Here is a 12,359-nt window from a genome sequence, read left to right as displayed (position 1 = left end):
GGTTCAGAACGCCGTGCCCCACGCCGTCGACTTTCCCAAAGCGGATGCCTCCAGCTGCGCACGCTGCGCGAACTTGCGCGCCCGCAGCTTCGCGTTGACCTGCTTGATCACCTCACCACGGCTCGAACCGGACTGCAGCGCGTCCAGCAGAAAGTGCGTGAACGCGCCGTTGTACCGGCCGTCGAAGTTGGCGTCGGCGGCGGTCTGGTCGGCGCGGCAGGCGGCGAACAACACCGGTTTGGCCGCGGCCCTGGAGGTGCGAACCAGGTCCCGCAGGGTGCGGGTGTCGGCGCCCTCGGCTTCGGCGCCGTCCCGACCGAGCGGTGTCGGCGGCGGCACGAAGCGCGGGCGCCGGTCGTCGACCGTGGGCACGAGGTCCATGGCGCGCAGCCCGCTGCCGCTGTGACAGGTGTCGAGAATCACATCGAGCAGCACCCCCTTCGGCAGCCGGGCGAACAGGTCGTGCAGTTCATCGTCGACGATGAGCGAGCCCGGGTCCCACGCGGCACCGTTCTGCCGCAGGTCGTAGGTGGCGAAGGCTTCGTCGACCTGGTCGGCTTCGTCGCCGCTCGTGTCGGGCAGCTGCGTGCCGTGGCTCGACATGGTGAAAACGATGTGATCGAGGTGCTCCCCCGGCGCGTTCGCCCGGTCCAGCGCCTCGGTCATCGCGCCGAACACAGCGCCCTTGGTCGCTGCCTGGTCGGTCAGCACGGTGATGCTCGCGTCGGCGAATCCGAAACCCGAGGCGAGCAGCTCCCTGACATCGTTGGCGTCGTTCACGCAGCCGTTCAGCCAGCTCGCCATCGGCAGATTCTCGAACTTGTTGATTCCCACGCAGAGAGCGAATTGAGTCATGATGATCCAAATCTGACAGAGCCGACACCAGCGGATGCCGCGGGTGCCGGCTGCACACTCCGCGCGAGCCGAGGGTAGCCGCAGGGGCGTTACCGGCGAGTTACTCGGGCGCCGCGGTCGCGGGTGCGAAAGCATCCGTTTTGGGGGTATCGGCATTGACAACCGAGCCGGTGCTGGCCATTCTGGGCGGTAGCAGCACCCGCTGTCTCGTTGCGGGTCCGCTGTGTATTCTTTCGCGGATCGAGCACTCATGGGATTTTCAGCGACACCCGGCTGGGATCTTCGCGTGCTGGGCTACTGGCAGTTGCGTTACAACGGCCTTCCGGTCGAGGTCGGTGCACGTCAGAAGCGGCTGCTCGCCGCCCTCGCCCTGCTTCACCCCCAACCGCGACCCGTGCTGGCCGCCTTGCTCTGGCCCGACAGCCCCGAGCGTCAGTCGGCCGGAAACCTGCGGGCGAGCGTCTTTCGCATCTCGCATGAACTGCCCCGACTCTTGAGCGCGACTGATCCTCCGCAACTCGACGCCGCGGTGCGCGTTGACCTGCGCGAGGTACGGGAATTGATCACCGAGGTCACCCTGAACGGCGCACGATCGGTGCCGCCCGAATCGATCGATTTGCTGCAGGAAGCCAACCTGCTGCCGGGCTGGTACGAGGAATGGGTGATCGACCAGCAGGATCACCTGCTGAACCAGCGGGTCGATGCGCTGGAAGCCCTGGCCCGCTGTTACCTGGTCGCCGGCAGTTTCAACCGCGCCCTGGGAGCGGCACGGGCAGCGGCGCTCGTCGACCCGCTGCGGGAAAGCGCCCAGCACCTGCTCGTACGCTGCCACCTCGCCGAAGACAACTACGCCTCGGCGGTGCGGGTGTACCGCAGTTTTCGGGCCCACCTGGGGCGGGAACTCGGGGTCGAACCGTCGGCCCATTTCGCCGAGCTGCTCGGGCTGGAACCCGCGATCGCCGACTCCCGCCTGCTGGTGCGGGCGATGAAAACCAGCTGAGCTCACAGGAGGTTCTCACTCGGGGCCAACTTATGATCGACCGGTGACTGAAACAGCCCTCCCCCGTCCCTTCCGCCCCCAGTCCCGCTGGGTACGCAGCGTCGGGCTCATGATCTTCTTCAGCCGCTGGCTGCAGGCGCCCCTCTATATCGGCCTGATCATCGCGCAGATCATTTACGTGATCGTGTTCATGGTTGAGCTCATCAACCTCGGCGGTGACGTCTGGACGTCACTGACCGTTCCGAGTAACGACGGCGGCATCCACGTTGAAGAAGCCGCGATCATGCTCTCCGTGCTCGGCCTGATCGACGTCGTGATGATCGCGAACCTGCTGATCATGGTCATCATCGGCGGCTACGAAACGTTCGTCTCGCGCATCCGCTTAGAGGGTCACCCCGACCAGCCGGAATGGCTGTCGCACGTCAACGCGAACGTGCTCAAGGTGAAACTCGCTATGGCCATCGTGGGGATCTCGTCGATTCATCTGCTCAAGACGTTCATCGAGGTCGGCGACCTGGCCGCGCGCGGCACGCCGGTGGATTCGAACCCCACCGAGACCATCACCGGCAACGTTTACACCTGGGACGGCGTGCTCTGGCAGGTCATCATCCACATGGTGTTCATTCTCTCCGCCATCGCCCTGGCTTGGATCGACCGAATGTCGCAGGCCGGGCATGCTGCTCCGGCGCTTGCGCCGTCACCGGTGCACGGGCCCGCCGTCGCCCCCGGGCCGATCGCGGCTCTGACTGCCGCACCCATCCGGCGCGAACTCGCGCCCGCTGCTTCCGCTGGCATCGCCGTGCACCTGACCCAGCTGGGTCAGCTCCGCGACGCCGGCGTTGTAACGGATGCCGAATTCCTCGCCAAAAAGACGGAGTTGCTCGCCCGCTATTAGGAGGCTGATTCAGAAAGTCGTGAGGCCGTGGGCGCGAAACTGGCCGCGCATCCGCTCCTGCAGGGCGGCGTCCGGCGGTTGCACGCCGTGCAGCGGATACGGGATGGCCAGGCGGTTCCACTTGTCCTCTCCCATCTGGTGAAAGGGCAGCACCTCGACCCTGGAGACGTTGGGCCAGCGGGCCACGATCTCGGCGACGGCGTCCACGTTGTCGATCGCGTCGGTCAACCCGGGAACGAGCACGAACCGAACCCAGACGTTGGTTCCGCGCGCGCTCAGCCGGTCGCCGAACGCGATGGTCGGTGCCAGCTCTCGCCCGGTCACCTCGCGGTAGGTGTCGGGCAGGCCGGACTTCACGTCGAGCAGTACGAGGTCGGTGTGATCGAGCAACTCGTCCGACGCGCTCGTGCCGAGATACCCCGAGGTGTCGAGGGTCGTGTGCACGCCGAGCTCATGGCACTCGGCGAACACCCGTGCGACGAATGCCGGTTGCATGAGCGGCTCCCCGCCGGACAGTGTCAGACCGCCGCCGGTCGCCGTGAACACACCGAGGTAGCGACGGATGCGGGCGAGCACATCCTCAATCGGCGTGATCAGGCCGTCGTGCTTCTTCCAGGTGTCCGGGTTGTGGCAGTACTGGCAGCGCAGCAGGCAGCCGGAGAGAAAATAGGTCAGCCGGGTGCCCGGCCCGTCGACGGCAGTGACGAGTTCCCAGGAGTGCACGCTCGCCACCCGACCGTCGCGGATCGCGGCCAGATTCTCGTGGTGCTTCTTGGTCGCCGGAGCGCCCGTAGCGCGGGTGGCGGTGCGGGCGAGGTCCAACTGGTGCAGGTCAGCAGTGGTGGAGGCGCGGGCCACGGATGCTGCGCGCACGGCCCGGCCCACGGCATCCGCTCGCGACGGCCCGTCTGAGGTTCTCTTCACCGGCACACCCAGGCGGTGTGGACCGACATTGACCGCGGCACCCACGACGTCAGACGCTCGTGTGGAAGGTGCGGCTGATCACGTCGAGCTGCTGCTCGCGGGTGAGGCGCACGAAGTTCACGGCGTAGCCCGACACCCTGATGGTCAGCTGCGGGTAGTTTTCGGGATGCAGCATGGCGTCTTCAAGGGTTTCGCGGTTGAGCACATTGATGTTGAGGTGATACCCGCTCGCGAGCGTGTAGGCGTCGATCAGGCCGACGAGGTTGGTGATCTGCTCCTCGGGCGTGTGGCCGAGACCGGTCGGCACGACCGTGTTGGTCAGGGAGATGCCGTCTTGCGCTTCGGAATAGGGCAGTTTTGCCACGCTCAGGGCCGAGGCGAGCATGCCGTGTGTGTCGCGGCCGTTCATCGGGTTGGCTCCGGGAGCGAAGGGCGCTCCGCCGCGGCGTCCGTCGGGCGTGTTTCCGGTCTTCTTGCCGTAGACCACGTTCGAGGTGATGGTGAGCACCGACTGGGTATGTACGGCGTTCCGGTAGGTGGGGTGCTTGCGAATCATGGCCATAAAAGTCTCGACGATGGTGACCGCGATCTCGTCGACCCGGTCGTCATCGTTGCCGAACGAGGGGTACTCGCCGTCGATTGTGTAGTCCACGATGAGGCCGGTGTCGTCGCGCACCGGGCGCACGGTGGCGTACTTGATCGCGGCGAGGGAGTCGGCGGCGACGCTGAGGCCGGCGATGCCGCAGGCCATCGTGCGCAGAATGGTGCCGTCGTGCAGGGCCATCTCGAGCCGTTCATAGGCGTACTTGTCGTGCATGTAGTGGATGCAGTTGAGCGCGTCGACGTAGGTTTCGGCGAGCCATTCGAGGCTCGCGAGGTAGGCGGCCCAGACGGTGTCATAGTCGAGCACGTCCCCGGCCAGCGGGGCGGTGACCGGCGCGATCTGCTCGCCGGTCAGTTCGTCGCGACCGCCGTTGATGGCGTAGAGCAGCGCCTTGACGACGTTGACCCTGGCGCCGAAGAATTGCATTTGCTTGCCGACCCCCATCGGCGAGACACAGCAGGCGATGGCGGCGTCGTCGCCCCAGGCCCCACGAATGATGTCGTCCGACTCGTACTGAATGGCCGAGGTGTCGATGGAGACCTGCGCGCAGAAGCGCTTGAATCCCTCGGGCAGAGCGTCGCTCCACAGCACCGTGAGGTTCGGCTCCGGCGCTGGTCCCAGGTTGTACAGGGTCTGCAGAAACCGGAACGCAGTCTTCACCACGAGGGTGCGCCCGTCGAGGCCGATGCCACCGAGCGACTCGGTGACCCAGGTGGGGTCGCCGGAGAACAGCTGGTCGTATTCCGGGGTGCGCAGAAATCGCACGATACGCAGCTTGATCACGAGGGCGTCAATGAGTTCCTGCGCCTGGCTCTCGGTCAACACTCCGGCCTGAAGGTCACGCTCGAGGTAGGCGTCGAGGAAGGCGCTGTTGCGGCCGAACGACATGGCGGCACCGTTCTGCTCCTTGACCGCGCCGAGGTAGGCGAAGTACAGCCACTGCACCGCTTCGGTCGCCGTTCGTGCCGGCCGGGCAATGTCGGACCCGTAACTGGCGGCCATCTGAACGAGTTCTTTCAGGGCCCGCACCTGCTCGGCGTTCTCCTCCCTCGAGCGGATGATCTCTTCCGTGCTCGGCTGCTCGTCCAGCGTCGCGCGTTCCATCTTCTTCGCCGCGATCAGCGCGGTCACGCCGTAGAGCGCGACGCGGCGGTAGTCGCCGATGATGCGGCCTCGACCGTAGGCATCCGGCAGCCCCGTGATGAGGTGACTGTGTCTGGCCCGCTTGACTGCCGGCGGATACACGTCGAACACGCCGTCGTTGTGGGTCTTGCGGTACTTGGTGAAGATCGTTTCCAGCTCGGGCGAGACCGGGTAGCCGTAGGTCTCGAGGCTCGTCGCGACCATGCGCCAGCCGCCAAACGGCATGATGGCGCGCTTGAGCGGGGCATCCGTTTGTAATCCGACAATGATCTCGTTCGGTCGGTCGATGTAGCCGGGGGCGTGCGCGGTGATCGATGCCGGGGTCGTCGGGTCGACGTCGTAGACGCCGAGCGCCCGCTCCCGGGGAAACATCGCCGATAGGCGAGCCCACAGGCCGAGGGTGCGCTCGGTCGCCCCGGTCAGAAAGCTCGCGTCTTCGGTGAACGGCGTGTAGTTGCGCTGAATGAAATCGCGCACGTCGATTCCGTGCTGCCAGGGTCCGGCGGTGAAACCGGCCCAGCCATCGTCGATGCTGGGAGCGGCGGAACGCGGGCTGTCAAGGAGGGTCATACCTCCACGCTAGCGACGGGGCCGGCGGCTGTCTCGGGCCGTAAGTCCCGACTTTTCCGTCAGCGGATGCTTACCGTTTCAGCCCCGGAAACTGGTCGTCGCGCCACTCGTCGGGCAGCCGGGTGCCGGCGGCGGCCGCATCGTCTTCGCGCTCGCGGAGCTCGACCCGGCGAATCTTGCCGGAGATGGTCTTGGGCAGCTCGAAGAATTCCACCCGGCGCACCCGCATGTAGGCGGGCAGGCCGGTGCGGGCGTGTCGAAGTACGGCTTCGGCGGTCTCGGCGTTCGGTTCCCAGCCCGGGGCGAGGTGGATGTAGGCCTTGGGAATGTTCAACCGGGTGGAGTCGGGCGCGGGAACGACGGCGGCTTCGGCAACTGCGGGGTGTTCGAGCAGCACGCTCTCCACCTCGAACGGTGACACCTTGTAGTCGCTCGATTTGAACACGTCGTCGGTGCGGCCGATGAAGGTGAGGTAGCCGTCGGCATCCACGTTGGCGACATCGCCGGTGTGAAAGAAGCCGCCGCGAATGGCGTGCGCGGTGAGGTCGGGTTCGCCGTGGTAGCCGCTCATGAGGTTGACCGGGCTCTGCGAGAGATCGAGGCAGATCTCGCCCTCGTCGGCGGGCAGCTCGGTGATGGGGTCGAGCAGTTTGATCGAGACGCCGGGCAGGGGCAGCCCCATCGACCCGGCTTTCAGCACGGATCCGGGCCCGTTTCCGACGATGGCGGTGGTCTCGGTCTGGCCGAATCCGTCGCGGATCGTCAGTTTCCAGCCGTTGTCGATCTGCCGGATGACCTCGGGGTTCAATGGTTCACCGGCCGAGAGCAGTTCCCGGAGGGCGGCGGGGCGGGCGCCAACATCCGTTTGGATGAGCATGCGCCAGACCGTGGGCGGCGCACAAAAGGTGCTGACCCTGGCGCGATGCAGCTGCGCAATGAGGGCGTTGGGATCGAACTTGGAGTAGTTGTAGACAAACACGGTAGCCTCGGCGATCCATGGGGCGAAGAAGCAGCTCCAGGCGTGTTTGCCCCAGCCGGGCGAGCTGATGGCGAGGTGCACGTCGCCGGGGCGGAGGCCCAGCCAGTACATGGTGGACAGGTGGCCCACCGGGTAGGAGGTCTGCGAGTGCAGCACCATCTTGGGTTTGCTGGTCGTGCCGGAGGTGAAGTAGATCAGCGAGGGGTCAGCGGATGCCACGACCGTCTCGATGGGCTCGGGCGTGACACTGTAGGCATCGGCGAAATCGGCCCAGCCGGGTTTCGGGGCACCGACGCCAATGCGCCCGTAGTCGCCGGGAACGTCGTCGAATTTGGCCGCGTCGGACGAGTTGGCGATGACGTGGGTGACGCCGCCGCGCTGCACCCGGTCGCTCAGGTCGTGCGAGGCGAGCACGGCGCTAGTGGGCATGATGACGGCGCCGACCTTCATGATGGCGAGCATGGCCTCCCAGATTTCGCGCTGGTTGCCTAGCATGAGCATGACGTGGTCGCCGCGCCGCACGCCCTGATGGCTGAGCCACGTGGCAACCTGGTCTGACCGGTGAGCCATCTCGTCGAAGGTGAACTTCTTCTCGCTACCGTCTTCTTCGACGATCCACAGCGCTATCTTGTCGTTGCCACGGGCGAGCACATCGAACCAGTCGGTGGCCCAGTTGAAGTGGTCTCCCACGTCGGGCCATTCAAATTCCTGCGCGGCGCGGGCGTGATCGTCGCGCAGGGCCAGAAGCTGGTCGCGGGCCGCGCGGTAGTTGCCGGTGCTCGTGTTGGTGTTCGTGCTCACCTGGTGAGTCATACGCCGTTGTCTCCTCGAACGAGTCGCCAGAGTGAAACGGCGACAGTCCATTCTGACAGTGCTCGAGGTCGGACCGCACCGGGCCGATAGTCTGCGAGGGATGACATCTGAAAACGCGCCCGTTCTGCCCGCCATGATAACGGCCAACGAGATATTCGCGCGGGTCGACTACCGCGCCGCTGTTCGGGCGGTGCAGAACGCGCTCCTCGGCGGGCTCGACCCGGCACAGGATTTCGCCCGGCAGGTGCTGCCGGTCGCAAGCGGCCAGCTGCTGCTCATGCCCACCGAGGCGCCGGATTTCGTCGGTATCAAGGTGGCCTCGGTCGCTCCGGGTAACCCGGCGCTCGGCGTCGAGCGCATCCAGGGCGTCTACCTGCTGCTCGATGCCGCGACGCTGACCCCGGTCTGCCTGCTCGATGGCGCCGCGATCACGACCCTGCGCACCCCGGCCGTGTCGGCCGCCGCCGGCGATTACCTGGCTCCGGCTACCGTGGAACACCTGGTCGTGTTCGGATCGGGGCCGCAGGCCTGGGGCCACATCGAGGCGATGTGGGCCATCCGCTCGATCAATCGAGTCACTATCGTGGCCCGCGACCAGGCCCGTGCCGAGCTGTTCGCAGCTCGGGTGAGCGCGACCGGGCTGCCGGCCCGGGTCGGCATCGCGGCCGACGTCGCGACGGCGCAGCTCATCGTGTGCGCCACGACCGCCCGCACTCCCCTGTTCGATGGGTCGCTGGTGCCCGACGACTGCTGCGTGGTCGCGGTCGGTTCGCACGAAGCGGATGCCCGCGAGCTCGACTCCGCGTTCCTCTCCCGCGCCCAGGTTGTGGTCGAAGACCCGGCGACGGCGCTGCGCGAGGCCGGTGACGTGATCATGGCCCTGGCCGAGGGTGTGGTCCGGCCGGGAGACCTCGTGCCGTTGCGTGAACTGGTGATCGGTGCGATCGGCGTAGATCTGGGTCGGCCACGCATCTTCAAGAGCACGGGAATGTCTTGGGAAGACCTGGTCATCGCGACGGCGGTGCATCGGGCCGGCGAGCTGTGAAGTGGAGACACGGCTTATCGTTAGGGGTGACCTTCTCCATTCGTTCCTTCGTGCCCGCCGATCTGCCGCGCCTGCTCGCGCTCAACAATGAGGCCGTTCCCGCGGTCAACGAGCTGGATGCCGAGGCGCTGGCTTCGCTGGCGCTGCACAGCCACCTCGCGGTCGCCGTTGTCGACGACGATAATGTCGGCACGGTGCTCGGCTTCGCCATTCTGTTCGTCGCCGGAACGGAGTACCAGAGCGAGAACTACCGGTGGTTCTCGGCCCGGTCCAGTGATTTTCTCTACGTCGACCGCATCGTCGTGGCCGACGGGTATCGCGGGCAGGGCCTCGGCCAGGTGCTTTACGACGCCATCTTCCGCGCTGCCCGCCGTTTGGAGCTCGCCGAAGTGCTCTGCGAGGTCAACCTGGAGCCGCGGAACCCGGGCTCCCTCGCCTTCCACGACCGGCTCGGCTTTGTGGAGGTCGGCCAGCTGTCGACAAAGGGCGACACCGTTGTCGTGAGCCTGCTGGCGGCATCCGTTTAGGCTGAAGACGGCTAGTCGTTCGTCGCGGGCGTCGGCCCGTCCGATCGGGTCGGCAGGTCGAGGCGTTCGAGAATAGCCTGCAGATCGCCGATCATGGCGAGCTGACGATTGTTGATCTCCAGCAGCGCTTCGATGTCGGTCTTGGCCGCGATGTTCGTATCGAAGTCGTGCTGGGCCAGCGCCGCGGCGATCGCATCCTGCCGCTTGGCCGAGATGAGCAGAATCGCGCCCTGCAGACCGGCGAGCATGCTCAGGAACAGATTGAGCAGAATGAACGGGTACGGATCCCAGCCGGACGCGAACGAATTCGCCACGGCCCAGAGGATCATGAACAGCACGAAGCCGCCGACGAACCGCCAGCTGCCCATGGAGTTGCGCATGGTGTCGGCGGCCCGCTCCCCCGTGGTCAGGGATTTCTTGTGCTGCTGGTGCCAGGTGATGGTGAGTCCGCGGCGGGCACTCGCGGTCTTCGGTGCAAGGGGCGGCGCCGAGGCAGGACTCGGCTCGGCCGCGGCTGGCCCGGGGGTGCCGGGCGCGGCATTTGTTGACATAGTATTCATGGGCACAGTGTATGTCTGCGGGCTTCAAGCGCTCTCGTGGGGGCTGACACGGCAGCGAATGCACAGCCCGCAACAAATCTCTGTATACACAAATCCTCCTCGTTGAGAACACCATTCGGGCTCGCCTTGAGTCTTCTGCGATAGAGTCCGTCGAAACGGGGACAGACGAACTGCTCTGTATACATACTTTGTCTAGAAGTTCAAGGGGGAGCGGAAAAATGCTATCGCCCCTTATGGTCAATCTGACGCGAGTTATCGCTTGCTCAGAACCAAGCCAAGGGACAACCCTCGATGCGAATTACCTGCCCGTTTTGCAAGTCTCAGGCCGACCTGAAACCCAACCCCGCGCAGGCCCTGCGCATTACCCTTCCCCTTTACGTTCTCAAGTGCACCGGTCGCGAACGCACCAGCATTCGCGTTGAACCCGTGCGTCTGGCGCACACCTTCGCCTCGGCCTAACTGCTCGCTGGTAGGCGATTTCTTCGTCCAGGGTTCAGGTTGAGCCTGGGATGCCGTCAGAGGTTGCCGGCGGTGTCACGTCGTCGTGGGTGCCCCGGTTGGCTACGAGCCAACTCAGCGGGTCGACTATCGCTGTCGGGCACCGCTGCCGGGCACGGGCGGCGCGGAACTGGCGCAACAGTGTTGCGTCGGGCAATGGGTAAGCGCGAATGCTTGGGGCGCATTCGCGAAGGAGAATCGCTCATTACTTCGACATTGCATGGCTGACGCCAAGACGGTACGGCGGTGAAACGCGAATGATCGTCCTTGCGCTGCCTGATGACGGTCGCAGTAATGTTGACGAAATTGGATCGGTCGGGCAACTTTGGTGCCTTGTGTATTTGTGAGTTTCTATCGCTTTTTCGTTCGATTCTTGGTAGAATTGGCGTGAAGGAGGCAATGGCGCCCATGTTCATGGAAAACCCGAGCGAGACCAGTTCGAACCCCGTCATTGCGGCGGTGGAGCAGGCTCGGGAGATTCTGTTGGCGGCGTTGGGCGGGGTGTCGTTCGGGCTGCTCGGTGATGAGGAATCGTTGACCATGCTGCTGGCGTTAGAGAGCGTGGGCCGGGTCGTCGACGGAGCCCGGGTGCTCTCCACGTCGGACGTGCTGCGTCGCTCCGAATACTTCGATGCTGCCGCAGCGAAAGCCGCCGCCCAAGCTGCTGTTGATCAGAGTGCGGCCGCTCCAAGCGTGGCGGGTGCGGCGACGACTCTGGCCGCGCCGACGCTGGCCCGTCGGCTCGGCTGCCGCAGCGGCGTCGAACTGGTCTGCACCCTCGCCCGCCTCTCTCGCAACGAAGTACGTCAGCGAGCCGTGCTCGGTGAGAAAGCGGGCCAGCGGATGCNCACCCTCGCCCGCCTCTCCCGCTCCGAGGTGCGGCAGCGATCCGCGCTCGGTGAGAAAGCGGGCCAGCGGGTCGTGCTCGGCCGCCCGCTGGCCCCCACCTACCCGGTGCTCGGAGAGGCCCTGCAGGGCGGGGAGCTCGGCCTGGAACAGGCCCGGGTGATCGTGCAGGTGCTCGACGGCCTGCGCTCCGAGGTGCTGGCCTCCGACCTCGACCGGGTCGAACGCTCCCTCGTGGCCAGCGGCTCCGGGGCGATCACCCCCGAAACCGAGGGACTGCCCGGTGCCGGCATAGCGTTCGCGCCGGAGTTGCTGCGGCAGCAGGGCATCCAGTGGAAAGCACGCCTCGCCCCCGACGGCACCGCGCCCGGCGAGGCCCCGACCGAGCGGCGCAGCTGGCTCACCTTCGGCACCCTCAGCAATGGCGGCTACAGCCTCAACGGCTGGTTCACTACCCTCGACCGCGCCATCATGAGCAACGTTTTCGATGCGTACCTGTCCGCCGCCGCGGCCAACCCGGTCCCCGGGAACGATACCCCCACGGCCACCCCTGCCACCGATGTCATACCCCGCACCACGGTTGAGTTCCGGGAGACCGAACCCTCCGACGCCAGCACCAACGGCACGCAGAGCAACGGCACCAGCAACGAGGCCGAAACCCAAGCAAAAGCAGAAACCGGGGTCGAAGTCGAGGTCGAGGCTAACCCCCCACCTGGCCCGCACGGTCCGTGCCCGCAGCAACCCGACGACACCCGCTCGCGCGGTGAGAAGCAAGCCGGCATTCTCCGCGCCGTGTTCGAAGCCGCCGCCCGGCAGCCGGGCACCCCGACCATGGGCGGTGCCGCCCCCACCGTGCTCGTACACATCAACATCAACGACCTCCTCGACGGGCGCGGCGCCGGGTGGATCGACGGCATCGACGGCCCCCTCACCCCCAACCAAGTCGACGAACTCATCTGCGCCGGCGGCTACCAACCTGTACTGTTCGGCCACACCGGCACGATCCTGCACTTGGGCACCAGCAACCGATTCTTCAGCGCCCAACAGCGCCGAGCCCTCGCCGCCCGCGATGGCGGCTGCGTCATCCCCGGCTGCACCGT

11 protein-coding genes are annotated in these 12,359 nt (G+C 66.1%); 6 read left to right on the top strand and 5 right to left on the bottom strand.

Annotation, left to right across the window (positions count from 1 at the left end; translation table 11 throughout):
* Positions 1–3: 3 nt before the first annotated feature.
* Entirely contained in the window at positions 4–855 is an 852-nt protein-coding gene (locus E3T35_RS05340) for a caspase family protein (protein ID WP_134378084.1), read from the bottom strand.
* 250 nt (positions 856–1,105) lie between these two features.
* On the opposite strand from E3T35_RS05340, the gene E3T35_RS05335 reads away from it, so the two are divergent.
* Positions 1,106–1,855, top strand: a complete 750-nt coding sequence (locus tag E3T35_RS05335; protein WP_134378083.1) for a bacterial transcriptional activator domain-containing protein — start codon at positions 1,106–1,108, stop codon at positions 1,853–1,855.
* Between the two features lie 43 nt (positions 1,856–1,898).
* A complete protein-coding gene (locus tag E3T35_RS05330) occupies positions 1,899–2,750 on the top strand; it encodes a TIGR00645 family protein (protein WP_134378082.1) in 852 nt (283 codons plus the stop codon).
* Between the two features lie 9 nt (positions 2,751–2,759).
* On the opposite strand, the gene pflA is transcribed toward E3T35_RS05330, so the two are convergent.
* From pflA to E3T35_RS05315, 3 genes are all read right to left on the bottom strand, one after another.
* Positions 2,760–3,572 (bottom strand): pyruvate formate-lyase-activating protein, encoded by an 813-nt coding sequence (gene pflA, locus E3T35_RS05325; RefSeq protein WP_241988752.1) that lies wholly within the window; start codon positions 3,570–3,572, stop codon positions 2,760–2,762.
* 151 nt (positions 3,573–3,723) lie between these two features.
* Positions 3,724–5,991 (bottom strand): formate C-acetyltransferase, encoded by a 2,268-nt coding sequence (gene pflB, locus E3T35_RS05320; protein ID WP_134378081.1) that lies wholly within the window; start codon positions 5,989–5,991, stop codon positions 3,724–3,726.
* A 70-nt stretch (positions 5,992–6,061) separates the two neighbouring features.
* Complete coding sequence (locus tag E3T35_RS05315; protein ID WP_134378080.1) at positions 6,062–7,783, bottom strand: AMP-binding protein; 1,722 nt, start codon at positions 7,781–7,783, stop codon at positions 6,062–6,064.
* A 100-nt stretch (positions 7,784–7,883) separates the two neighbouring features.
* On the opposite strand from E3T35_RS05315, the gene E3T35_RS05310 reads away from it, so the two are divergent.
* Positions 7,884–8,828, top strand: coding sequence for an ornithine cyclodeaminase family protein (locus E3T35_RS05310; protein ID WP_198420996.1), 945 nt, complete (start codon positions 7,884–7,886; stop codon positions 8,826–8,828).
* A 26-nt stretch (positions 8,829–8,854) separates the two neighbouring features.
* Complete coding sequence (locus E3T35_RS05305) at positions 8,855–9,355, top strand: GNAT family N-acetyltransferase (protein WP_134346649.1); 501 nt, start codon at positions 8,855–8,857, stop codon at positions 9,353–9,355.
* 11 nt (positions 9,356–9,366) lie between these two features.
* Here the strand turns inward: E3T35_RS05305 and E3T35_RS05300 are convergent, their stop codons facing one another.
* Entirely contained in the window at positions 9,367–9,915 is a 549-nt protein-coding gene (locus tag E3T35_RS05300) for a DUF1003 domain-containing protein (protein WP_370449302.1), read from the bottom strand.
* A 291-nt stretch (positions 9,916–10,206) separates the two neighbouring features.
* Here E3T35_RS05300 and E3T35_RS19155 point away from each other — a divergent pair, with 291 nt between their 5' ends.
* Positions 10,207–10,374: a hypothetical protein gene (locus E3T35_RS19155; RefSeq protein ID WP_166789840.1), complete on the top strand. Its 168-nt coding sequence runs from the start codon at positions 10,207–10,209 to the stop codon at positions 10,372–10,374.
* A 438-nt stretch (positions 10,375–10,812) separates the two neighbouring features.
* Positions 10,813–12,359: DUF222 domain-containing protein (locus E3T35_RS05295; protein ID WP_166789839.1), on the top strand; the 1,547-nt coding region annotated here is incomplete at its 3' end.

This window comes from Cryobacterium sp. TMT1-2-2, assembly GCF_004403505.1.
In the GTDB taxonomy this organism is placed as follows: domain Bacteria; phylum Actinomycetota; class Actinomycetes; order Actinomycetales; family Microbacteriaceae; genus Cryobacterium; species Cryobacterium flavum.
The sequence above is the reverse complement of the archived record's forward strand: the minus strand, read 5'-3'. Positions and strand labels throughout refer to the sequence as shown.

What these genes read in the sequence shown, in the direction of transcription:
- E3T35_RS19155 (WP_166789840.1), top strand. Translation starts at nt 10,207, where the DNA reads ATGCGAATTACCTGCCCGTTTTGCAAGTCTCAGGCCGACCTGAAACCC.
- E3T35_RS05340 (WP_134378084.1), bottom strand. Translation starts at nt 855, where the DNA reads ATGACTCAATTCGCTCTCTGCGTGGGAATCAACAAGTTCGAGAATCTG.
- E3T35_RS05335 (WP_134378083.1), top strand. Translation starts at nt 1,106, where the DNA reads ATGGGATTTTCAGCGACACCCGGCTGGGATCTTCGCGTGCTGGGCTAC.
- E3T35_RS05315 (WP_134378080.1), bottom strand. Translation starts at nt 7,783, where the DNA reads ATGACTCACCAGGTGAGCACGAACACCAACACGAGCACCGGCAACTAC.
- pflB (WP_134378081.1), bottom strand. Translation starts at nt 5,991, where the DNA reads ATGACCCTCCTTGACAGCCCGCGTTCCGCCGCTCCCAGCATCGACGAT.
- E3T35_RS05310 (WP_198420996.1), top strand. Translation starts at nt 7,884, where the DNA reads ATGACATCTGAAAACGCGCCCGTTCTGCCCGCCATGATAACGGCCAAC.
- E3T35_RS05300 (WP_370449302.1), bottom strand. Translation starts at nt 9,915, where the DNA reads ATGAATACTATGTCAACAAATGCCGCGCCCGGCACCCCCGGGCCAGCC.